24 protein-coding genes are annotated in these 22,524 nt (G+C 55.5%); 11 read left to right on the top strand and 13 right to left on the bottom strand.

Annotated elements, in window-relative coordinates:
- Window positions 1-44: 44 nt before the first annotated feature.
- A complete protein-coding gene (locus AC1Q8Q_RS01870) occupies window positions 45-266 on the bottom strand; it encodes a hypothetical protein (protein WP_059395178.1) in 222 nt (73 codons plus the stop codon).
- Between the two features lie 263 nt (window positions 267-529).
- Here AC1Q8Q_RS01870 and AC1Q8Q_RS01865 point away from each other — a divergent pair, with 263 nt between their 5' ends.
- Window positions 530-1,117 (top strand): hypothetical protein, encoded by a 588-nt coding sequence (locus tag AC1Q8Q_RS01865; protein WP_059395177.1) that lies wholly within the window; start codon window positions 530-532, stop codon window positions 1,115-1,117.
- Window positions 1,118-1,171: 54 nt separating this feature from the next.
- Here the strand turns inward: AC1Q8Q_RS01865 and AC1Q8Q_RS01860 are convergent, their stop codons facing one another.
- On the bottom strand, window positions 1,172-2,590 hold the full coding sequence (locus tag AC1Q8Q_RS01860) for a heavy metal sensor histidine kinase (RefSeq protein WP_034138162.1): 1,419 nt from the start codon (window positions 2,588-2,590) through the stop codon (window positions 1,172-1,174).
- Entirely contained in the window at window positions 2,587-3,261 is a 675-nt protein-coding gene (locus tag AC1Q8Q_RS01855; RefSeq protein ID WP_034138161.1) for a heavy metal response regulator transcription factor, read from the bottom strand. The genes AC1Q8Q_RS01860 and AC1Q8Q_RS01855 overlap by 4 nt, the downstream gene beginning before the upstream one ends.
- A gap of 689 nt (window positions 3,262-3,950) precedes the next feature.
- Here AC1Q8Q_RS01855 and AC1Q8Q_RS01850 point away from each other — a divergent pair.
- Window positions 3,951-4,277 (top strand): DUF2790 domain-containing protein, encoded by a 327-nt coding sequence (locus AC1Q8Q_RS01850; RefSeq protein WP_034138160.1) that lies wholly within the window; start codon window positions 3,951-3,953, stop codon window positions 4,275-4,277.
- Window positions 4,278-4,310: 33 nt separating this feature from the next.
- Here AC1Q8Q_RS01850 and AC1Q8Q_RS01845 read toward each other — a convergent pair whose 3' ends face one another.
- The 3 genes from AC1Q8Q_RS01845 to AC1Q8Q_RS01835 form a co-directional block, all read right to left on the bottom strand.
- On the bottom strand, window positions 4,311-4,661 hold the full coding sequence (locus AC1Q8Q_RS01845) for a DUF3147 family protein (protein ID WP_034138159.1): 351 nt from the start codon (window positions 4,659-4,661) through the stop codon (window positions 4,311-4,313).
- A 162-nt stretch (window positions 4,662-4,823) separates the two neighbouring features.
- Entirely contained in the window at window positions 4,824-5,729 is a 906-nt protein-coding gene (locus AC1Q8Q_RS01840; RefSeq protein ID WP_034138158.1) for a cation diffusion facilitator family transporter, read from the bottom strand.
- Between the two features lie 55 nt (window positions 5,730-5,784).
- Complete coding sequence (locus tag AC1Q8Q_RS01835; RefSeq protein WP_400631106.1) at window positions 5,785-6,123, bottom strand: zinc ribbon domain-containing protein; 339 nt, start codon at window positions 6,121-6,123, stop codon at window positions 5,785-5,787.
- Between the two features lie 490 nt (window positions 6,124-6,613).
- Here AC1Q8Q_RS01835 and AC1Q8Q_RS01830 point away from each other — a divergent pair, with 490 nt between their 5' ends.
- Window positions 6,614-8,311, top strand: a complete 1,698-nt coding sequence (locus AC1Q8Q_RS01830) for a phosphoethanolamine transferase (protein WP_034138157.1) — start codon at window positions 6,614-6,616, stop codon at window positions 8,309-8,311.
- Between the two features lie 343 nt (window positions 8,312-8,654).
- On the opposite strand, the gene AC1Q8Q_RS01825 is transcribed toward AC1Q8Q_RS01830, so the two are convergent.
- The 3 genes from AC1Q8Q_RS01825 to AC1Q8Q_RS01815 all read right to left on the bottom strand — a co-directional run bounded on the left by AC1Q8Q_RS01825 (window position 8,655) and on the right by AC1Q8Q_RS01815 (window position 10,162).
- A complete protein-coding gene (locus tag AC1Q8Q_RS01825; RefSeq protein WP_034138156.1) occupies window positions 8,655-8,843 on the bottom strand; it encodes an AbrB/MazE/SpoVT family DNA-binding domain-containing protein in 189 nt (62 codons plus the stop codon).
- Window positions 8,844-9,285: 442 nt separating this feature from the next.
- On the bottom strand, window positions 9,286-9,552 hold the full coding sequence (locus AC1Q8Q_RS01820; protein ID WP_080761430.1) for an antitoxin Xre/MbcA/ParS toxin-binding domain-containing protein: 267 nt from the start codon (window positions 9,550-9,552) through the stop codon (window positions 9,286-9,288).
- Between the two features lie 322 nt (window positions 9,553-9,874).
- Entirely contained in the window at window positions 9,875-10,162 is a 288-nt protein-coding gene (locus AC1Q8Q_RS01815) for a helix-turn-helix domain-containing protein (protein ID WP_059395176.1), read from the bottom strand.
- Window positions 10,163-10,247: 85 nt separating this feature from the next.
- Between AC1Q8Q_RS01815 and AC1Q8Q_RS01810 the strand changes: the two genes are divergently transcribed.
- Window positions 10,248-10,700 (top strand): hypothetical protein, encoded by a 453-nt coding sequence (locus AC1Q8Q_RS01810; RefSeq protein ID WP_059395175.1) that lies wholly within the window; start codon window positions 10,248-10,250, stop codon window positions 10,698-10,700.
- 334 nt (window positions 10,701-11,034) lie between these two features.
- On the opposite strand, the gene AC1Q8Q_RS01805 is transcribed toward AC1Q8Q_RS01810, so the two are convergent.
- The gene (locus tag AC1Q8Q_RS01805) at window positions 11,035-11,811 is read right to left on the bottom strand and encodes a hypothetical protein (protein ID WP_092233637.1); all 777 of its coding nucleotides are present in this window, start codon (window positions 11,809-11,811) and stop codon (window positions 11,035-11,037) included.
- Between the two features lie 48 nt (window positions 11,812-11,859).
- On the opposite strand from AC1Q8Q_RS01805, the gene AC1Q8Q_RS01800 reads away from it, so the two are divergent.
- Window positions 11,860-12,777, top strand: a complete 918-nt coding sequence (locus AC1Q8Q_RS01800; protein ID WP_034137099.1) for a pPIWI-associating nuclease domain-containing protein — start codon at window positions 11,860-11,862, stop codon at window positions 12,775-12,777.
- A 133-nt stretch (window positions 12,778-12,910) separates the two neighbouring features.
- Here the strand turns inward: AC1Q8Q_RS01800 and AC1Q8Q_RS01795 are convergent, their stop codons facing one another.
- Window positions 12,911-13,177 carry a YebG family protein gene (locus AC1Q8Q_RS01795; protein ID WP_034137100.1) on the bottom strand — a complete coding sequence of 89 codons (267 nt, stop codon included), beginning with the start codon at window positions 13,175-13,177 and terminating at the stop codon, window positions 12,911-12,913.
- Window positions 13,178-13,772: 595 nt separating this feature from the next.
- On the opposite strand from AC1Q8Q_RS01795, the gene AC1Q8Q_RS01790 reads away from it, so the two are divergent.
- Window positions 13,773-14,273, top strand: a complete 501-nt coding sequence (locus AC1Q8Q_RS01790) for a phosphate-starvation-inducible protein PsiE (RefSeq protein WP_008054441.1) — start codon at window positions 13,773-13,775, stop codon at window positions 14,271-14,273.
- On the opposite strand, the gene AC1Q8Q_RS01785 is transcribed toward AC1Q8Q_RS01790, so the two are convergent.
- Window positions 14,270-14,587 carry a DUF3509 domain-containing protein gene (locus AC1Q8Q_RS01785; protein ID WP_020796696.1) on the bottom strand — a complete coding sequence of 106 codons (318 nt, stop codon included), beginning with the start codon at window positions 14,585-14,587 and terminating at the stop codon, window positions 14,270-14,272. The two genes, AC1Q8Q_RS01790 and AC1Q8Q_RS01785, sit on opposite strands and share 4 nt — an antisense overlap.
- A 301-nt stretch (window positions 14,588-14,888) precedes the next feature.
- Window positions 14,889-16,265, bottom strand: coding sequence for an L-serine ammonia-lyase (locus AC1Q8Q_RS01780; RefSeq protein ID WP_083348239.1), 1,377 nt, complete (start codon window positions 16,263-16,265; stop codon window positions 14,889-14,891).
- A gap of 135 nt (window positions 16,266-16,400) precedes the next feature.
- On the opposite strand from AC1Q8Q_RS01780, the gene AC1Q8Q_RS01775 reads away from it, so the two are divergent.
- From AC1Q8Q_RS01775 to AC1Q8Q_RS01755, 5 genes are all read left to right on the top strand, one after another.
- Window positions 16,401-17,348, top strand: a complete 948-nt coding sequence (locus AC1Q8Q_RS01775; RefSeq protein WP_033039325.1) for a LysR substrate-binding domain-containing protein — start codon at window positions 16,401-16,403, stop codon at window positions 17,346-17,348.
- 214 nt (window positions 17,349-17,562) lie between these two features.
- On the top strand, window positions 17,563-17,973 hold the full coding sequence (locus tag AC1Q8Q_RS01770) for an HPF/RaiA family ribosome-associated protein (protein ID WP_008054445.1): 411 nt from the start codon (window positions 17,563-17,565) through the stop codon (window positions 17,971-17,973).
- Between the two features lie 241 nt (window positions 17,974-18,214).
- Window positions 18,215-18,781 (top strand): RNA polymerase sigma factor, encoded by a 567-nt coding sequence (locus AC1Q8Q_RS01765; RefSeq protein ID WP_033045642.1) that lies wholly within the window; start codon window positions 18,215-18,217, stop codon window positions 18,779-18,781.
- Complete coding sequence (locus tag AC1Q8Q_RS01760) at window positions 18,778-19,767, top strand: FecR family protein (RefSeq protein WP_168757251.1); 990 nt, start codon at window positions 18,778-18,780, stop codon at window positions 19,765-19,767. The genes AC1Q8Q_RS01765 and AC1Q8Q_RS01760 overlap by 4 nt, the downstream gene beginning before the upstream one ends.
- A gap of 213 nt (window positions 19,768-19,980) precedes the next feature.
- Window positions 19,981-22,407 carry a TonB-dependent siderophore receptor gene (locus tag AC1Q8Q_RS01755; RefSeq protein WP_492614765.1) on the top strand — a complete coding sequence of 809 codons (2,427 nt, stop codon included), beginning with the start codon at window positions 19,981-19,983 and terminating at the stop codon, window positions 22,405-22,407.
- Window positions 22,408-22,524 lie beyond the last annotated feature (117 nt).

The raw sequence follows: 22,524 nt of genomic DNA, 5'->3' as shown, positions 1-22,524 counted from the left end.
TTTGTAAATTGCTTTCGTCATTTAGAGTCCTGTTTAACCGCCGATTAATTATCGGCTTGTTCCTTACCATCCTTGCTTTCTTTCTTTTGCTCTTGAGCGACTTGCTGTTTGTTCTGATCCGAAGAGTCATCGCTCCATAGGCGAGCCTGTTCAGTTCGAAAGTTTTCATTGAACTGTTTCGCTCTCTCGTAGCCGCCTTCGGCATAAGCGACACCCGTGAGACCAAGCAGCAGGCTGCCAATAGCGATCGATTTGACAAATTTCATTGTGAGCCTCGGTTTTTACTAGGTCCGCCTGATTAGCGGCCTTTGTTGGTTTGTAGTTTAGGAACGCGAAGCTAACGACAAGGTGAGTCAATAATTACAATTCCGTAATTTTGGCGGCCGGGATGATGCGTTAAATCTGCAAATCTGGAAGGATCATGTCTATCTCGGCATTGCTGAGGGCGATGTTAAATTTTCCCTAAAATTACAATTTTGATATCTACTTAAATAATCAGTGCGGCTTTCGGCCGCTCTCGGAGATAGCCATGAATGACATAGAGCCCTGGGCGGTTGCGATCGGTGATTTTCGTCGAAGCACTGAAAAGCTCACTGTCCAAATTGATGAGCTGACCGCTCAGACACGTACCTGCAGCGCCGTGCTGGAGAAGTCGAACGACCTTGTGGAGCAGGTCGATACTGTCGGCCGGCAGATACAAGATGAGGTGCGGAAGGCCGAGAAAGCTTGGTCGAATGCCGAAGAGGTCGCTTTGCGAGCTGCGGCAGAGGCATATTCCGCCGCGTGTCGGGGAGTCGACACGGCCATTAAACCGCTAATCGCGGAGCTTTCTACAGCGACTAAGGCTGCCAATATCTCCATTCTGGAGCTCAAGCGTGCCCCGGTTTTGGCCAAACGTTATGTGATGGTCGTGGCAACAGCGTTCTTCATCCTGGGGTTGATCAGTGTCTACACGACGATGCGTTTTATAGACACTGCTGCCAGCGTAAGCGCTCAGGAAAGGGTGAACGCGCAGTATTTCACCCAACTGTGGAGGAATGCCAATCCAGAGGAGCAGAGGATCATAAAGTCGGTGATTTTGCGATCGCCCATGGAGCCTGTGGTCCTCAGGCACTGATGCTTGCACACAAAAAAGCCCGTCAATTGACGGGCTTATGCATGTCTGCGCTGGTTAAGCAGCAGCCATTACAGGTTCTTTAAACTGGGCTTCGGGAAAGTGAAGGTGGAACCACGTGAAGTTCTCTTCGGTTACTTCCACGCTCGCCGAGCCCTGATGCAAGCTCATAATCGACTGAACGATGGCTAAGCCTAGACCGGTACCGCCCTCACTCCGTGCTCGGCTCTTGTCCACTCGATAGAAACGTTCAAACAAATGCGCATGGTGTTCCCTCGCGATCCCCCGGCCCGGGTTGCCGACACTCAATGTCGTACCGCTCGTACCGTGTTGCACCTTCACGTAGACCGTGCGGCCGCGTGGGCAGTAGCGAATAGCATTTGACACCAGGTTCGAGACGGCCCGTTGAATCATGAGACGATTACCGCGCACTACGTCCTCATTGCCAGAGATTTGCAGCTGGATCTCGCCTTCTTCTGCCGAAATGCTGAAGAGATCGCATACACGCTCAACCTCGTCGACCAGCGACACGGGTTCAAACTCCACCATGGATGCTGGGTGACTGACCTGAGCCAGGAACAGCATGTCGGAAACCATCCGGCTCATGCGGTCCAGCTCTTCTGTGCACGATTCCAGCACTTCCCGGTACTCTTGAAGCGATCGTTCTCTGGTCAAGGCAACCTGGGCCTTACCCATCAGGTTGGAAAGCGGTGCACGCAACTCGTGAGCAAGATCGTCAGAGAATTGAGAAAGCTGCTGCACACCGTCATCTAGGCGAGCCAGCATGATGTTAATGCCGTCAGCGAGCTCTTTAAGCTCTGAGGGCATTCCATCCGTTGGCAGGCGATGGTCCAGGCTCTCGGTGGAGATTTTCGAGGCAACTTTCAAGAACTTGGTCAGAGGTAGCAGTCCGCGGCGCACGGTCCACCAAGCGATGGCCAAGATCAATGCGAGGATGACGGGCGACATCATCAGGGCCCAGGTCAGCAATGCATCGAGCAGGGCCTCACTGGATGACTGGTCCATGGTCATGTAGACGCTGACTTCGGTTCCATCGGCTAAGCGCATGATACGAGAAGCGCTCAACAGTGGGCGGTCCTGGGTATCACGCCATTCATGCTCTTTAGGCTGCGCAGCCGGCTGGAACTTGTGCACCTCCAGATTGACCTGCTTTGAGCCTATCGAGAGCAAAGGTACCTGCTTTGTTGATGTATCGAATATGCTCACGTACAGGTTGTTATGGCCCATGACCAAATCAACTAGCTGGTGCGCATCCGCGTTGACGCCGGAGATATCGTTGATAGTGGACAGGTTGTGAGCCATGCCTGCCATCTTCACTTCTAGGTCTGCTCTGGCATTTCTTTCCAGCGCTTGACCCACCATCAAGTAGCCAAAGGTCGCGAACAGAAGCAGTAATGCTGCGCTCATCAACCCGACTTTGAACCCTAGCTTTGCAGCCAGGCTGAACGGACTCATGCGCGTTCCTCGAAAACGTACCCAACGCCACGAAGCGTATGAATGAGCTTGGTTTCAAACGGGTCATCGATCTTTGAGCGCAATCGCCGGATCGCAACATCGATGACGTTGGTGTCGCAGTCAAAATTCATGTCCCAGACCAGAGAGATGATTTGGGAACGAGTCAGCGCTTCACCCGTCCTGCTCATGAGCAGGTGCAGGAGCGCAAATTCTTTTGTGGTGAGATCGATGCGTGTGCCACCACGGAAAACTCGATGGCGCACGGAGTCGAGTTCCAGATCGGCAATCTTCAGCGAGCTCTTCTCGACGAGTTCATCGCCACGTCTCTGGAGAGAACGGATGCGAGCAAGCAGCTCGGGAAACTCGAAGGGCTTCACCAAGTAGTCATCCGCGCCGCCATCCAATCCCTTGAGCTTGTCGTTGATGCGACCACGGGCTGTGAGCATGATGATGCGGACCCGGCTGGATTTCCTGATGGTTTCCAGCAGATCCCATCCGTCGATACCTGGGAGGTTCACATCGAGGAGAACCAACGAATAGACATTGACGTTGAATAGGTGAAGGGCATCAACACCGTTGTGCACAATGTCTACGACATACCCGCTTTCGGATAGGCCCTGCTGAAGATATTCCGCAGTTTTAATTTCGTCTTCGACAACTAGAACGCGCATGACTTATCTCAAGGTGTGAAGAAGGAATTGGCCAATCCGCCAAGAGGTTTGCAGGCTGTTTAAAGGTTCGGCTGAGTGCATGGCATGCGGTAGTCGCTACCTCTGTCCATACGCCGTGGTCACCTGAGGACGCTTGAATCTTAACGCGAAGAAGCTGGCCGTGGCGAAATCCTACAAATTTGTAATGTAGCCGTAAGATTGCTGACAGTCATACCGGCATACCCTTTGAGCTTAGCGGATTCAGCGGCCTTCAGCCGGTTGAGCACTCAGTAGCTGGCATGTGAATTCGGTCGTAAAAGGCGGCATTTCTGCCAAGCCGTTCTGTTTTGCCAGGAAAATTCCTTGGGGAGCTACCAAGAGCTCGTTGCCAACCACCGATCAGTGGCATCGCAGGATGCGCTGCGCTGCGCGCGGCTATGATTTCTTGATCCGTCGAAAGTGCAGATAATTACTTTACAATCTATTACATGTCCAAATTGTAATTTCACAATCATCTTGTCGTTAGCCGCCTTTGCTAGTTTTAGTACAGCACACAGGCAGCGCTGCTTTGGAGTCGTCTCATCCGGAGCAGCATGGCGGGAGTAACGAAACCCTGCTCACGCCAATGCATTCACCTTGGAACCATACGCTCCTTTGGTAAGGTGAATTTTAGCGCCCGCCGTGGGCGCTTTTTTATTAATGGACTTCTCATGAAAACCACTAGATCTGCAATTGCCGTATTCATGCTCTTCTCTGTGCTGTCGACAGATGCTCTAAGTAGCGTGCAGATCAATGAGGATCTTGAGCAGTCTGCTCGGCAGGCTACAGAGCGCTATGCACAGAGCGTGAAGAAGCCCATGCCAGAGCTTGAAGACTACACCTATGGCATGAATCTGGACGTTGGGAAGTTGGTGTACGTGTCGCCCAACGTGCGGTACTGCGGCAACGTGAAAAGCATGATGGCCTACGAGGACTCGAAGGGCGAATTGCACATGGTTCGCTACCTGGTGAAAGGCGAGTGCGTTAATAGTCGGTGAGCGGCCACCCACTTGCTGCCCCCGGCGCTTAGCTCACAGCAACTCGATGCCAAAACGACGTAGCAGCAGAGCAAAGCCCCCAAAACTTACCATGGTGATGATGATGCTGATGATAAGCGTCGGCCAAAAGTCCAGTTTGGGCAGCAGCACCGGAAAAGTGATAAACATTGGCAGGGTTGGAAGGACGTACCAGAACGTATACCAGGCATGATTAGCTATCTTTTCCATACTCTGGTTTTCCAAGTACAGCCAGATCAGCGTCATGACCGTGACCAGAGGCAGAGCGGCAACTAGGCCACCCAGCTTGTCGCTACGTTTTGCCAGCTCTGATACTAGAATCACTATTCCGGCAGTGACTAAGTACTTCGTGATGATCCAAGCCATTGCTGAACCTCCTACGGGCACTCGAGAGAGTCTGTCGGAATCTTCCCAAGGCGCTCACGAAGTGCTCCTGCCGTTTTGACGCCTATCATTCCCGATCTTTCCTTTACGACACCACTCTCTCTGTTTGAAGAGTGGTGCGTTGACCAGGTGGTTACCAACCGATCAGTGCGACGGTAACGGCATGCTCTGGTGGAAAGCTGCGCGCTCGATCTGAATGGTGCAGTGGTGGATTTCGAACGCATCGCTGACCGCTTCCACGACGCCCGCCAGCACGGCATCTCCATCTGCTGTGTCACCCACTACTACGTGCGAAGTCATCACGTTGCTGCCGCTACTGACGGCCCAAACGTGCAAATCGTGTACATCAGTGACGCCATCAACGTTGCGGATGGTGGTCTCGATTGCCGCGACGTCAAGCCCCCTTGGGACACCCTCCATGAGGATGCCCAGGCTCTCGCGAAGCAGCTGCCATGTCCGCGGCAGTACCCAGAGGCCGATTGCAACAGCGACAATCGTGTCGACCCAGGTCCAGCCAGTGAAGCGGATAATGAGAGCCGCGATGATTACGCCCAACGATCCGAGCATGTCGCTCCAAACTTCGAGGTAAGCCCCTTTGACATTGAGGCTCTCGTTGCTGGCAGATGCCAGAAGACGCATCGAAATAAGGTTGATGATCAGGCCAGCGATCGCGATCCACATCATCGCGCCAGTGGCGATCTCCGTCGGCATGAAGAAGCGTTGGTAGGCTTCGTACAAGATGTACATTGCCACCAGGAAGAGCAGGACTGCGTTGAGCGTGGAGGCCAGGATCTCCAACCGCGCATAGCCAAAGGTTCGTTTTTGATCCGCCGGCCGCTTGGCTATCTGGAGCGCAATCAGCGATATCGCCAAGGCGGCGGTGTCAGTGAACATGTGAGATGCATCCGACAGCAGCGCCAAGCTGCCGGTTATCCATGCACCGATTACTTCAGCAATCATAAAGCTGCCAGTCAGGGCCAATGCCATGACTAGCTTCTTCTGATGTCCCTCACGTACTGCTGCACTGCCATGATCATGATTCGATCCCACGTATTTCTCCTTGCGCAGGGGGGTGGTCGCGTTGGCTTACCAGGGTGGCCAGGCGCTAAGGCGTGGCTTGGCCGCACTGGCTGCAGAATTTCGCTCCTGACGTCAGCGAGGAGCCGCAGGCCTTGCAGCCACTCGATAGTGGTGTTCCGCAGTTTAGACAAAAGCGCGCAGATGGGGCGTTAGCGGTCCGGCACTGCCTGCAAGGCTGCAGATCAGTGATTGGGGCTTGGGATGTTGCCCGCCCACTGTCAATTACCCGGTCATTGCCGTCGCAGCTCTGCTGCTGGTCATAGCGGTCATGCCGATCGCTCCCGTGCCCACCACTGTGGTGCTTACCACCGCCGTGGTTTCCCCGGCCGTGGTGGCCGCCCAAGATGTTCTTGAAAAAGCTCATGGTGTTCGTCCCTCATTGATAAGTGACATAAGCACGGGCAAAAGTTAAGGAAGTGTTCTGCTCGCGAGAAAGACTTCTAAATTGAAGTAAAAGTTCAAAATGAGCGTACGACAAAACAAGCCCATTTTGTTTATGAAATTTAATTTAATTCGCTGGGTGGCACTAACCACACAGCAGTCGAACGTGTCCGATTTTTTATCATAGCCTGGTCGATCACAATCAAAAAAGCCATTGCTGCGATTCTGACAGCATTGTAATCACGAGGTCATCGTGTCGTTATCGTGTTCCGGAAATAATGCGCCTAGCGAGAGTTTACTTCTCATTCAATTCTTTTGCCTCAAACATCCTAAGCGCCCTTAAGCCATAGGGCTCGGGGTCTCTGGCGCTCCGCACGCCCACCTTCGCACAGTATCTGTCGATGGTTTGCCTGGTAGCTACCGAGGATTCCATAGCCATGCGTCATGGATCAGCAGCCTCCTAGAGTTTGATAATGACACCTTCGAAATCCATTGTTCACACCCTGTTCAGTAGATTGATCTTTGCTATTCGCAGTACTCGACAAAAAGGCATCAGCACCAATCTGCTCATCGGGCTGGTAACTCTTTGGTTGTTGCTATTTACGAACGCTGAGCTTTGGCGTGTTCTTACGCGGCTGATTTTCAATGCCGATGAAGTTAATTGGCTGCTCGCGAGTAGCCTGCCAGTTGTTGTGTTTGCTTGGGTGTTTACCATACTCAGTCTGCTGTCATGGGCACGGCTCGCCAAACCGCTACTGTGCCTGATCCTGATCAGTGCGGCTTTCGCCAGCTACTTCATGAATGCTTACGGCATCGTCATTGATTACACCATGTTCACCAACGTCGTGGAGACCGACGTCAGTGAGGTCTCCGAGCTACTGAACTGGAAGCTCGGCCTCTGGGTGGCAATGGTAGGGGGATTGCCCGTTTACCTGATCAGTCAGGTGCCGCTCCGACGTAAGCCCTGGATCAAAGCGTTGGCCAGTAGACTCATTGTCCTTTCGCTTGCCCTAGTCACCCTTGCCGGCATTGTGCTGAGCCAATACCAGTCTTATGCGTCCTTGCTGCGCAACAACCGGGAGATTCGGCTCATTCTGGTTCCCACCAACCTGTTTGCGGCCAGTCATGGCTACCTGAAACGTCAGTTGGCCACGCCGAAAGAACTGACCACCATCGGTACCGATGCAGTAGTGAAAAGGCAGGGAGCAGCTCGCAAACCCAAGCTGCTGGTGCTGGCAGTGGGGGAGACAGCACGCTCTGCCAACTTCTCCCTCAATGGCTACTCCCGTGATACGAATCCGGAACTGAAAAAACGCAATGTCATAAGCTTCTCAAATGTGAGTTCCTGCGGCACCGCCACCGCGGTATCACTGCCGTGCATGTTCCTGGACGTCGGCAAGGATGAGTACAAGGACGGCTTGGCCAAGAGCCGAGAAGGGCTACTCGATGTGCTTCAGCGCGCAGGCATCAGCGTAATGTGGACTGACAACAATTCGGGCTGTAAAGGGGTCTGTGACCGGGTGCCTAACCACAAGGCTACCCAACATGCGGATGCTCAGCTGTGCACCAGCGACGAGTGCAAGGACGGGGTGCTGCTCTCGGAAATGGAGGACTTCATCAACCGTCAGGAAGGCGATGCTGTCCTGGTGCTCCACTACAAAGGCAGCCACGGCCCAGCCTACTACAAGCGATATCCCTCGCAGTTCAAGAAATTCGAGCCGGTCTGCGAGACCAATGAGCTCGACAAATGTAAGCAGCAGGAGGTGATCAATGCCTACGACAACTCGATCCTCTACACCGACTACGTAACGGCCGGGCTGATCGACATCCTGGCTGCGAACACCAAATTCGACACTGCGCTCATGTACGTCTCGGATCATGGGGAGTCACTGGGAGAGGGTGGCCTCTACCTACATGGGCTGCCCTATGCGATGGCCCCGGACGAGCAAACCAAGGTGCCAATGGTGCTCTGGATGTCTGACTCTATCGCGAAGAGCGAACGGCTGAATATGGGCTGCTTGAAAGCCCAGACAAACTCGCCATTGAGCCATGACAACCTGTTCCACACGGTGCTCGGGATGATGAGCGTCCAGACATCCTCGTATCGCTCAGCCCTAGACTTCACTGCCCCTTGCAAGCCCTTGGCCGGAAGCACGTACTCCGGCCTCTGAATGCTCGAAGTGCGATTGAAATACTCGCTCGTATCAGCTGCAATATTCAATTGGAGAGCAGAAAAGTCAGTTGAATCTGGTTGCCCAGGTTTTGCTCGCTGTGAATGTCGACCTTGCCACCGCAGTGTTCCACGATCCGTTTGTACCGCGAGCGATGCGCCTGCAGTGTACGTTCAAGCAATTCGGGCCAATCAAGCGCATTGACCAGTGTTGAGACCTAGGCTGGCATCTCGGTTGCTGCCGTTCTAGTCATGGGTAACCTGGGTCGCAGCAGGTGGCGACTGAGCGTAATCGACCTATGAAGCGGCCGGTCGACAACGACCGCTGTGGGTCGAAAGCTGCCTTAGGGCTGGGCGTCTGCATCACTAATTGGCTTTAGCACTATGCTCCCGCCTATCAGCTGTATGCTCAGGGAATCACCGATTTTGAGACCCATGCGTTCGAGGATATCGTCCGGGAGGTCAGTGATGACATCCCCAGTACCATCACCTGGTTCTTGGCATTTCAAGGTTGTCCGCACGGATTCATTCATAAGGGGCGGCTCCTTATGAGCTGATGGGGAAGCCTCCATCCTACGCCCACTTGCCCCCTACTGGCAGCATTCGACCCACTGCGAAGGCTGGATGTTGGAGCCAGCACCGGCAAGCTCTGCTTTCGCAAGTATGAAGGAGTTTAGTGATAATCCTGCTTCCGGCTGGCGGCGATGGCGCTGACAACTCAGCTTAGGGCCGTGTCTGCTTGAGGTCGCAAGCAGCCAGTCGCTAATGACCGCGCTATCGAACCACTGAGCACCATCCGAGACAGAGCTTTGTTTACCGCGGAGCGTGAGCCCGTTCGCTCGAATACCTTCCTAACAAAGGGGCTTCCCCTTAGGCATACGCTTGATGCGGTTCGAGTTAGATCCTGCGATAGACACAGCTAATCCTATGTCAGACGAGATGTAGACAGGTCCTCTGGCATGGAACCCAACGGCGTTAAGTGTAGACACCGTGTTCAATTCGTCCTAGGAGTGTCACAACTTGCTGGTAGCCCGATCGAGTCACCAAGGTGCTGCAAGGTGACTGATGCCTTAGCCCGATTGCTGGCTTGTACAGCCATTGCGCGGCAAGCACTCGACTGCCAAGCACCAGCGTTGCCAGATGCACGATTTCTTCGCACCTGCCCTTGAAGCTTCGGTGGTCGATGCTCCAGCACCCCTGCGGCGAGCATGGGCACAGCGCTAATATCTGAGGATCCTTCATTTGCAAACCTCAAAGGTGAAAGCCTATCTCTCAACCGGCAATTCGGCCAACAGGTTCCATTCCTTTGCCGGCATGTGCTGCTATGTCGAGAAACCTTCCTTGCGTCTGTACCCGCCTTCGCAAAAGCCTTCGGGCGTCGTCTTCATTTTCCGACTTTATACGCCACTTATCAGTCTTTACCTTCCGTCGGCCCTTCATTGCCTCTCCTCTTCCACGTAGGTAGCGCCCAAGATCAAACCAGCCGCAGGGTCAGATCGCGCAGACTTTGGTTGCATCCGATCGGACATCTCAGTCCATGCTGAAGGGGGACAGGCGCCCCTCCTCATCGGTCCGATGGCGTCACGCTTAGCTCCTCACGAACGCGCTCAATGATTGAATCCAGAGTGGCATCCTTGTCCATAAAAAGGTAGCACTGGGTCAAGATCGTCAAAGGATGAACATTCATGACAGAGGCGAGCCCATGCACCATTTCGAGGGTAGGGCCCTTTCCTCCGGCTTCCAGTTGACTAAGGTAGGTTTGGCTACTGTGGCCGCCGAACTCTTCTTGGCTGAGGCTACGAGATTTCCTCAGCAACCTCATGGCCTTACCAAATGCCTGTTTCAGCTCCATTTTTTCATTCCTACAAAAGGAATGATGAAGCCGTCTTGAACGCCATACATCCATTAACTATTGTTAATATTTTGAGGGTTTTTCGATGTTCAAGACCTATAGCCATGCCGAACTCAGCCCAGCCGGTATTTTCGGCGAGCCCGCCAGCCGTCACTGGAAATTTATTGAGCTGGAGCTGCACCACCCATGGTTTTACGTGGAGCTTGTGCGCGATTACGGTGACGACATCGTGGGCAGCATGCTGATGATCCCCACGGTACCGATCCTACAGCAGATGCTTTCGGAGCTTGATGACCGCTCATGGCTCGCGCAAGCACATCTGATGTCACCTGGTCACATGAGAGGCGGTAACGACTGGGTGATGGAACCGCTTCAGGAAGTGAGCATTGCTGAAGACGCGTCAGGAACAGAAGAGGGCTATATCTATAAGGTAGTAGGCGGGGCTTGTTACAGCATTCATCACTCAACTCAGCGAGATAACCTCAAGGTCACTGAAATTATTTTTTTGGCTGAGCGCGATCTACGCGTGAGTGGATGATTAAAGTAGCTTACGCATTTAATTTATCGTTACGGCTTTTAGAAGGCAAATAGACTATTCTAGAGTAATTATCTTGGTTTTTACTATTGAATTAGCTGCAATCAGTGCTATCTTTATGGAGGCGAGTTTCAGATGTTGTCATCCTAAACTGTTTAATCTCCTGCCAGTAAGCTTAGGACTTTCTCCACCCAGCGATCAACTGGTTGTCAGTGAGCCTAGGCTGGCCCAGGTGTATTTTGGGGAGAGGCTTGCGCTACCCAGTGCAGTATGAGCATAGGCCTTCAGGTTATGAATTTTTCAAGACTAACGAACGGCTCATCAACAGTAACTGGCTTCAATAGAAAATATTTTTAGTTACTCTGCGACGATTGATCCTATGGATTTTTTCAGGTGTACGAGGAGTCTTGTTAGGCCAAGTGACGGCTTCATGCTGTGGTGTCATCCGAATCACCGCCTCGTAGGTACCGACCCTACCACCGTTCTTCCGATAGACTGTCAATGCTTCTTTTGTCAGCAGAGCTTGCAGGGACCACCAGTGATCGGACGCCTTAATGTAATTAGTAATTTCTGGATCTATCCAGCCTGCTAGCCAAGATATTTGGTTTGCGAGCAAACGGAGGCTGTTTACCGTTTGGCGTGGCCGGCGAGGTATAAAGCCCAGATTGCCATAGGAGTCAAACTCCGGCGTTCTCCAGATCTGATCGTGATGGCCAATCCTATTTCGAACATCTCGTACTTGGCTAAGTAGGTTGGCCAGTCTATCGACAAACGCCGCATCATCGTATGGCGTCGTAGCAAGGTCAGGGGCGTTTGGAAATGCTATTGATAAAACGCTAGCCTGCATGCCAGCAGGGTGCGATTTATGCTTCAAGCCTTTGATAATCGTTTCCCAGAATCCAAAGGGGACCTTCGCGACAATGTCGTCAACAGTTGCATTCCCTTTTCCTTTCTTCTTTGCGATCTTCCCTACCGCGCCGAGTACATCCTCGTGGGTGTATCGTGTGGATCTGGGGTTGTTGCCCCTTGCTCGGTCATTATTGGCCAAGCCCTGACTGCATGGCCAGCTGATGCGCTTAACATCCGTTGTGCTTAGCCTGTAGGTGACTTCCATCCCCGCTCTGAGCAATGATGCGGAATGGTCGTAGACGAGAGGAAGAACATGGACGAAAGGATCTTGCAGCTAATCGGTGATGCTCAGTTCGAGCGTTGCCTTTATGAAGCTGCGATGTTTAATCTCGAAGACCGCAGGAACAGGCTTCGCTTTCATAACTTCGCCTTTGCTATGCGCGAGCTGGTGGGTCACACGCTGAAGCGCCTGGCTCCAGACGCCGAGGTGAAAAAGTGCATATGGTGGCAGCAGAAGGCAGAAGGCGTTGTCCCGGAGGTAACGCGAGTCGAGCGGTGTGTGTATGCAACGCAGGGCGGGCTTTCCAACCACTACGTGCGAACAAAGCTCCGGTTGGACTTCGCTCAGGAGTTTGAGGAGCTTCGAGATGCCGTAGTCCGTTTGAACGGGTACGTCCACATCACACCAGAAGTTTTCCTCATGGAGGAGGACGACATCGAGCACCTCGCAGTAGAAACAATCGAAGCCGTGGCCGGACTGATGGCCTGCATCCAAGAGTGCAGAGCCGCCGTCGGGGATCGTTTATCGCATGCGATCAATGATGCGACGGTCCAGCAGATTGTTGGGGAAAGTTTGGACGCTGTAGATGAGCTAGCCTCGCACTATTCCCTTGAAGAAATCTATGTGGAATCGCATGAGGTTACCAGTATTACCTCAGAGACTGTACACATCAGGGTAAGCGGTAGCATAGGGGTAACACTGCAGTGGGGATCTAACTCTGATCTCAGAAGAGGCGATGGAGCCGAATTGGATGAGTCGTTCGATTACACCTGCGAATTGACCTGCGAAGCGGCAAATCCAAATCCTGAGGCGCTAGAGTTCGTCGAAGACTCTTTGATGGTAGACACGGGCGACTGGCACGATCAAGAGGAGGATTGGATCGACTCTGCGGCGAGTACATCCGAAGACCATGAAACTCTCGATGCATCGGGCATTCGATCGGACTTCTAGGCTCAGTAGTTTAAGCACCGTCCCGTCCATAGCTATCCATTATCAAGGGCGATTATGGAGCCGAAAGCGGGACGTTCAAGCATGCTGATTCCGCCATGCATCAAATGGGTTGGCTATGTGTTGTGACACCATCTCAGTTGGCGCTATCGTCTTTCCCTGTCAACTGATCCAACGCATTAGCACCACTCTTAAACGCCGACGCAAAGATTGCTCTATTTTTCGCCATAAAAATGCTTGCGTCCTCCGCTTGTTTTTCGTCAAGACCTGGTACATTTTTAATGAGAACGGAAGTTAAAATTTCTGCCAATTCAAGCATTTGATCATGTGCATCGGCTAGTTTTCGATCCAAAAAAACCTTCTCCAAATCTCGAGTGCTTCGGTAAAGTACTTCTACTGCCATGATGGCCTCTCAAAAATTAAAGGGCTGCCTACCTGGGGCAATGCCCTGAAAAAAATTCTATCCGATGGATGTTATCTCTACGATCCGTGCTTGTCTTCATATGAACATTGATAACTAGGCATAGGTCCTTTCGAAAATCTATGCACCGCCTTCCTGTATCTGATTTGTCAGTTGGCGTCTAACGCGCTGATTTAAAACAATAAAACAAAGCATTTTGACACTAACTGGACAGGCATTAGGTGTAGAAAACGGCGGACAAGCGCTCCAGATCTCGGCTGCTGCGGTATACCACTTCGACGGCCATTCACCACCTCACATGCCTTCAAATTATTAGTCTGATTCGACTACTGTATCTATATACAGCAAAGGATAAGCGAATCTCTCGGATTTGGGTAGTGGCTTTTTAATGTAGGCCGGTTTCGGGATTTGTCAGGCGTCGGGTTTTGGTAGCTGGGTAAAGATAGCTGCGACCAAACGTCACGGAGCGCAATCCAAGGCGTCTCGCCATCATGGACGTGGCCTTGTTTCTGCATGCAGAACAACCGTCACGTCCAACCTGCATTATCCGGTCGAGTCGACCTAAGGAAGCATCATCGTGAAAATCAACTGGGCCGAAAAGCTGCGGCAGAACGTGCATGAACTGGCCGAGTCACTGGGCAACCTGTTCGTCGAAACTTTCCACTACCTGGCGCTGTTTGCCATTGGTGCGGTGACCGCGTGGGCTGCGGTGATGGAGTTTCTCGGGATGCTCGAGCAGGGGCATATCAAGATCGACGACATCCTGCTGCTGTTCATCTACCTGGAACTGGGGGCGATGGTCGGGATTTACTTCAAGACCAACCACATGCCGGTACGTTTCCTGATCTACGTGGCGATCACGGCGCTCACGCGGCTGCTGATTTCCAACGTGTCCCATCACAATCCACCCGACTTGGGGATCATCTACCTGTGCGGCGGGATCCTGTTGCTGGCGTTTGCGATCCTGGTAGTGCGCTACGCCTCCTCGCAATTTCCTTCGGTGAAGATCGAGCATCCGCACCGTAAGACAGGTGCGGGCTCGGGTGAACATCCGGAAGTGGAGAAGGGCGAGCTTTAAAGCCTGATGGCCGGGCGCGGGCGGTTTTTTATCGAGGGTGGCGGCAGGCTGTGCGTGCCGCCATCGGTCATGGCTTCGAGGATGGCCACTGCGCTGTGCCCCTGTTCGATGGCGATGCCGAACTGGATGCTTTGCACCAGGCGCTTGAGCCGTTGTGGATCGTTGCGTTGTTCGGCACTGATCATGCGCTTTGCGACTACTCGGCCATTGTTGGACAGGGTCAGCATGATGCTGCCATCAAGACCCTGAATGCTCAGGTTGATCTGATAGTCCGCTGCAAAAGCATCGGTAATGAGCTGGAAAGGGTTGTCCATGATGCGTCACCGCTTGATTGAACGTGCAGTTGTTGACCGGCCGTGATCGGGTTGGTTCGCAACGCCGGACCATCGGCCATTCTCTCGTCAATATCGCCATCAATGTTCCAAACGGGATGTAGCAAAGGGCATGCCGGACAAGAAGCACGAATTGTAGGAGCGAGCATGCTCGCGATGCAGGTCAACGATGACGCGGGATATCTGGCGCCACGCGGCGCTCTCAGGTTTTTCGCGAGCAGGCTCGCTCCTACAGGGGGCTGCCCGTTTCAGGGCAATTTGCGCCTGCATGCCACCAAACCGGTCAGCACTCTACCCAGTTCACCGCCAGACCGCCTCGGGATGTCTCCTTGTATTTGTCGTGCATGTCGGCGCCCGTGTCGCGCATGGTGCGGATCACCCGGTCCAGGGAGATGAAGTGCTTGCCGTCGCCACGCAGGGCCATTTGCGTGGCGTTGATCGCCTTTACGGCAGCAATTGCGTTGCGCTCGATACATGGCACTTGCACCAGCCCGCCGACCGGGTCACAGGTCAGTCCGAGGTTGTGTTCAAGGCCGATTTCGGCGGCGTTTTCCAATTGCTCCGGCGTGGCGCCGAGGACTTCTGCCAGGCCGGCGGCGGCCATGGCGCAGGCAGAGCCGACCTCGCCCTGACAACCGACTTCGGCACCAGAGATCGAGGCGTTTTTCTTGCACAGGATGCCGACGGCGGCGGCACCCAAAAAGAACGCCACGACGTCATCGTCCGACGCATCGGGGTTGAATTTCATGTAGTAGTGCAGCACCGCCGGAATAATCCCCGCTGCACCGTTGGTCGGTGCTGTCACCATGCGACCGCCGGCAGCGTTTTCTTCGTTCACGGCGAGGGCGAAAAGGTTCACCCATTCCATGGCCGACAGGGTCGAAGTGATGACGTTCGGCTTGCCGATTTCCAACAGGCTGCGGTGCAATTTCGCCGCACGTCGCGGCACGTTCAGGCCACCGGGGAGGATGCCTTCGTGCTCCAGCCCCTGCTCGACGCACTCGCGCATCACCGACCAGATATGCAGCAAGCCCTGGCGTATTTCTTCGTCACTGCGCCAGGCCCGTTCGTTGGCCATCATCAGCTCGCTGACACGCAGACCGTGCTGGTTGCAGAGCTTGAGCAGCTCGACGGCACTGGAAAAGTCGTAGGGCAAAACCACGTCTCGGGCAGGTGATAGCCCGGACTCGGCTTCTGCCGCCTCGATGATGAACCCACCACCGACCGAGTAGTACGTCTGTTCGAACAGTTCGCCGGTTTCGCCGAAGGCAGTCAGGGACATGGCGTTGGGGTGGTAGGGCAAACTCTCGTCGAGCAGCAGCAGATCGCGCGACCAGTTGAACGCAATGCTCACCTGGCCTGCCAGCAACAACTCGCCGGTCTCACGCAGGGTATGGATCCGGCTGTCGATGGTGGAGGGATCGATACGGTCTGGCCATTCGCCCATCAAGCCCATGACGCAAGCTCGGTCGGTGGCATGACCGACACCGGTCGCCGACAGGGAGCCGTACAAGCGGATTTCCACCCGCCGTACGTCAGTCACTGAACCCTGGTCCACCAGCGCCTGGGCGAAGGTCGCGGCAGCACGCATGGGGCCGACCGTGTGGGAGCTGGATGGACCGATGCCGACTTTGAAGAGATCGAAAACACTGATAGCCATGCTAAAGCCTATTCCTGCAATGGAAGATGAATCGCTGCCATTTTTGTAGGACAAGCGCACTTTCAGCGATACTGCCTCTCTCAGTCCTACGTGACCAACGAAACTTCCTAAGACAGCCTTTAGCAGGACTAAACCATGAGCCGCCAATTACACGCCCAGACTTACGTCTGGCTACAGGTGTTTTCCTGTGCCGCGCGGCACTTGTCGTTCACCCGTTGCGCCGAAGAGCTGCACATCACTCCGGGGGCGGTCAGCCAGCAGATCCGACACCTGGAAGAGCGCCTTGGTTTTCGACTGTTTCACCGGCGTGCCCGGGGCGTGGAACTGAGCGCCGAAGGCCAGCGACTGGCCATTACGGTCAACGAGGCCTACGGCAGCATCGATGCCGAATTGCGCCGGCTGGACGCGGGGATGATCAGCGGCACACTGCGGGTGCGTTCGATTCCTTCTTTCCTGAGCAAATGGCTGACGCCGCGCCTGCCACGCTTGCAGCAGCGCTTCCCGGACATCCAGCTACGCCTGGTCGCCGAAGACAGCAGCGTGCCGTTGCACGAAGGCGATTTCGACCTGGCCATCGACCTGAATGACGGCAGCTACCCCGGATTGTTATCCACAGCCTTGCTCGATGAGCAGATTTTCCCGGTGTGTGCCCCGGGCCTGTTACGCGGGCGTCCGCCGTTGCATGGCCCGGCGGACCTGCTGCATTTTCCGTTGCTGCATGACATTACTGCCTGGCGCGGCAGCTACGAATACGCGGAATGGGAGTTCTATCTCGATGCCATCGGCTTTGAAGGTGCCGATGTGCGGCGCGGGCATACCTTCAATCGCAATCACCTGACCATCGAAGCGGCCATCGCCGGGATGGGCGTGGCGATTGCACGGCGTACGCTGCTCAATGACGAGCTGGAGCGGGGCGCATTGATCGTACCATTCGGCCTGGCGGTGCCCAATCACAAGCGCTACATGGTGCTCTACGCGCCGGGGGCGCTGAGCCATCCGGGCGTGCGGGCGGTACATGACTGGCTGGTGGAGGAGGCGGCGATTTTTCGCGGCCTGCACCCGCTGGGGGAGCGGCAGATGTGAGCAATTATTTCGTAAGAGAGGGGCGACCCAACTCCCGACCTTAACAGCGCTTTTGCCGGTTGTCCGGCTTTTTTTGCGATTAGATATTTATCTTTTTTTAGGGGTTGAATTGTTCATCGTACAGACCGATTGTGTAAGTAAGAGGTCACGGTGATGACGCCCAAGGGCTTAGCTGACCGGCCTCTCGCGAGCTAGCTGAAATAAGGGATGAACTATGCAAATCCAAGTCAATAGCGATAACCATATTCAAAGCAGCATCCGACTGGAGGAGTGGGTACGAACCACCATTGAGAGCACGCTCGAACGTTATGAGGAGGACCTGACCCGCGTCGAGGTTCACCTGCGGGACGAGAATGGCGACAAGCCTGGTCCCCATGATTTGCGCTGCCAGCTGGAAGCGCGGCCAAAAGGCCACCAACCGATTTCTGTCACCCATAAAGCCGCCAGCCTGGAACTGGCGATCGACGGAGCTGCCGAGAAACTCGAACACGCCCTTGAACACCTGTTCGGCAAACTGCGCGGCAAACCACGCGCTGCCGTGGTGCCCTTCGAGCGCAGGCCTCACGCCGACAAGCTGCTGGAAGAAGAGTTTCTTGAAAACGAACAGGCTGCGCAAAACGCTTGATGCCTGATTGACCCTCCCAATGAAAACGGGCCTGCAATGCAGGCCCGTTTTGTTTTGTGGCCAAGGGATTCAGTGAACCGCCGCACTCGTCGAACTGGTCGCACTGATAGCTGCTGTCAAGATAAGTGATCTCCTTCGACAGCTTTGCTTATGAGAATATTTATCATTAGTATTGCGCCTTGCTGGGTACACACCCGGTTGTTGGCCGGCCCGATTGCCGCTATGGCGCAGTATTGAATCAATGACTACTCCCGAATCTCCCGAGATCGAGCACGGCGAACCACGCGGCGATCGTGCGCATTTTCTCCAGGTATTTCTCTCCCAGCGTTCGCAAATGGAAGCGTTGGTGAGTCGTCGCGTGGGTTGCCGGGCCACGGCGGCGGACCTGGTGCAAGACTTGTTCGTGCGGTTCTGGCGACGCCCCCTGGTACAAGTTGAAGAACTCAGCACCTATCTGTTGCGCTGCGCCGGCAACATCGCCATCGACCACTTGCGCAGCGAAGGTACGCGGGTGCGGGCCAACGAAGGTTTAATGGCCGAACCGGCGCACTGTATGGGCGGCGAGCCGCAAGCGGCGCTGGAAGCAGGCAACGATCTGCGCCACGTCGAAGCGGCGTTACGCGCGTTACCGGAACGCACGCGGCAGATTTTTTTGCTCAACCGCATCCATGGTCGCAAGTACGCCGAGATCGCCAAGGCCATGGGCCTGTCCCAGAGTGCCGTGGAAAAACATATGATGCGCGCGCTCGAGGCCTGCAAAGCCAGCCTGCGCGAATGCGAGCCGCGTATGCCAGGGAAAGCACTGTGAACAGCATCGAACGCGTCAGGCCGACGCCTGCTCAGGAACAGCAAGCGCTGGCCTGGTTAAGTCTGTTGCATGACCAGCCCTGCAGCGGTGACCAAGCCACCTTCAGTCAATGGTTGCAGGCCGACCCCGCGCATGCGCAGGCTTATGCCCGTGCGCAAGTGTTGTGGGAGTTGAGTGAAGTGCCGGCGCGCAGACTCGCCGACGAGGACGCGCTGGCCTTGCAGGGTTACCTCAACGCCATGAATCGCTCACGTCGCAGCAGCGTTCGGCGCTGGTCGGGCGCGCTGGCCATGGCGGCTTCCCTGCTGCTGATGATCAGCCTCGGTGGCGGTTGGCAGCCGTTGCGTTGGATCGACGACCTGGGCGCCGATTATGTCTCGGCACCGGGGGAAGTCCGCACCATCACTCTGGCCGATCAATCGCAGGTCACTCTTGATGCCGACAGTGCGATTGCGGTGGATTTCAGTGAGGGGGAGCGGCGTGTGCAAGTGCGCCGCGGTGCCGGATTTTTCAGCGTGACCCATACCGGCGAGCCATTTGTGGTCGACGCCGGGAAGGGCCAGGCGCGGGTGCTCGGCACACAGTTCGAAGTGCGACTGCAACCTCGTGGGGCGCAGGTGACGGTGTTGTCTGGCCGGGTTGGCGTGACGGCGCAAAAGAACGCGGACCAGCAGATCCTGACGGCCGGCCAGCAAGTGGCTTACGGCGAAGGCTCAGCGGGAAAACTTCATGCGGTGGACAGCGAAGCGCAGCTCGCGTGGCGCCAGGGATGGCTGACTTACTACAAGGCGACGCTGGCTGATGTGGTCGAGGATTTGCGCCGTTACTACCCGGGGAGGATCGTGGTGCTCAATGATGACGTGGCACAGCGGCAGATCAGCGGCAGCTTTCCGAGCAAGGACCCGCAGGCGGTATTGAGTTCATTGCAGGGGGTGTTGGGCTTTGAGCAACACCAGGTTCTGGGACATCTGATTATTTTGCGCTGAGACGATTGGCCCCTTCGCGAGCAGGCTCGCTCCCACAGGAGAACGCATTCCAAATGTGGGAGCGAGCCTGCTCGCGAAGGGGCGAATCTAACACCACACCTCTTGGAATAATTATTTTCAACTTTCTGCTGAGGTAAAACCGAACGCCATCCGTGTAGTGACTGAAACTGCGAGTCATTCGCATCCGTCGTGGTTCTACACAGGTCATGAGTCATGAAGTCCAGGGCAATACCGGGTTCGGTCAAACAATGGTTGGGTGTGTCTGCGTTGAGCTTCGCGGCGTTGGCGCTGCTGCCGCTGAACGGGGCACTGGCCGCGTCTGCCAGCACCCCGCAAAGTGCGCTATTCAGCTTTTCGATGGTCGCCAAACCCTTGCCCCAGGCGTTGAGCGACTTCAGTCACGTCACCGGTATCAGCGTGGTCTATACCGATGAGGCGCCGTATGGCCTCAATGCCCCGGCGCTCAATGGCCAGTTGAGTGCCGAACAGGCCCTGCAGCGGTTGCTCGGCGGTTCCGGCTTGACCACGCGGCGCATCGATGGCCACACCATGGTCCTGGAACCGCTACCGACCGAGGGCGCGTTGAATCTGGGCGCTACCACCATCACCTCGGTGATGGAACCTTCCACAAGCTACCAGCCTCCGCCTACCAGCTCGGTGATGCGTTCCTCGACGCCGCTTCAGGAAATTCCCCAGACGGTCAACGTCGTCCCGGCCCAGGTCATTCGCGACCAGGCTCCGCGTAACCTGGATGACGCGCTGGCGAACGTCAGCGGTATCACCCAGGGCAACACGCTGGGCAGCACCCAGGATTCGGTGATGACCCGCGGTTTCGGCGACAACCGCAACGGCTCGATCATGCGTGACGGCATGCCGGTGGTGCAGGGGCGGGGCTTGAACGCGACGGTGGACCGGGTCGAAGTGCTCAAGGGCCCGGCCTCGCTGCTCTATGGTATCCAGGATCCCGGCGGCGTGGTCAACATGGTCAGCAAGCAGCCGGAGCTTGATCCCTACAATGCCCTGACCCTGCGTGGCTCGACTTATGGCGAGGGCAAGAACGGCAGCGGCGGCACCTTTGACAGCACGGGTGCCCTGGGTGAGTCCGGGTTGGCCTACCGTCTGGTGCTGGACCACGAAGACGAGGATTACTGGCGCAACTACGGTGTGCATCGCGAGACGCTGGTGGCGCCGTCGCTGGCCTGGTTTGGTGAAAGCACCCAGCTGACGTTCGCCTATGAACACCGGGAGTTCCTGACCCCGTTCGACCGTGGCACGGTGATCGATCCGCGGGATAATCATCCGCTGGACATCCCCCGTGATCGCCGGCTCGACGAACCGTTCAACAACATGGAAGGGCGCTCCGACCTGTATCACTTCCAGGCCGATCACGACCTCAACGACAACTGGAAAGCCCATTTCGGCTACAGCTGGAATCGTGAGACCTATGACGCCAGCCAGGTGCGTGTGACCGCCGTCGACACCAGCAATGGCACGCTCACACGCAGCATGGACGGCACGCAGAATGCTATCAGTACGGACCGTTTCACGACTGCGAGCCTCGAAGGCAAGATCGATGTCGCCGGCATGCAACATGACCTGGTGCTCGGGGTCGATGACGAGTACCGCAAGATCTACCGCGCCGACCTGATCCGTCAGAAAAGCCTGACAACCTTCAGCTACCTCGACCCGGTATACGGCCGCGAAGTCCCGGGCACCATGGTCAGCCCGGCCGACAGTGCGCAGACCGATATCCTGCGTAGCGATTCGGTGTTCTTGCAGGACTCGATCCACCTCACCGACCAATGGATCCTGGTCGCTGGCGGACGTTTCCAGGAGTACGACCAGTACGCCGGCAAAGGCGTGCCGTTCAAGGCCAACACCGACAGCAACGGGCAAAAATGGGTGCCGCGCGCCGGCCTGGTCTACCGCTATACCAATGAACTGTCGTTCTATGGCAGCTACACCGAATCGTTCAAACCCAACTCGACCATCGCGCCGTTGAGCGGCAGCAGCGCCGTGCTCGACGGCAGCATTGCGCCGGAAGAAGCCAAGTCGTGGGAAGTGGGGGCCAGGCTGGAAATGCCGGGCCGCGTAACGGGCAACCTTGCGCTGTTCGACATCAAGAAACGCAACGTCCTGGTGGCTAACGCCGAAGGCCCGGTGACACTCTACAGTGCGGCCGGTGAAGTGCGTTCCCGTGGCCTGGAAGTGGACTTGAGCGGCCAGCTCAGCGACCGCTGGAGCATGATCGGCAGTTATGCCTACACCGATGCCGAAGTGACGCAGGACCCGGTCTACAAAGGTAAACAGCTGCAGAACGTCGCGAAGAATAGTGGCTCACTGTCGGCGGTCTATGACTTCGGCACGATCGTCGGTGGCGATCAGCTGCGGATTGGCGCTGGAGCACGCTATGTCGGGGAACGAGCGGGCAATGCCGTGAATGATTTTGACCTGCCGAGCTACACCGTCGCCGACGCGTTCGCCACCTATGACACCCAACTCGATGGGCAGCGGGTCAAGTTTCAACTCAACGTGAAAAACCTGTTTGACCGTACGTATTACACCTCGGCGGCGAGCCGGTTCTTTGTGTCGATGGGGGATTCGCGGCAGGTGACGTTGTCGAGCACCCTGGAGTTCTGATTAGAAATCGCGTCATCGTTCAACGCTGGCAAGCCAGCTCCCACAGGGTTTGTGTATGCAATCGACACCGAAAGCTGTGGGAGCTGGCTTGCCAGCGATGGCGGCCTGACAGGCAAT

Source organism: Pseudomonas sp. GW823-FHT06B06, assembly GCF_058795195.1.
This window is presented reverse-complemented; position numbering and strand designations above follow the sequence as displayed.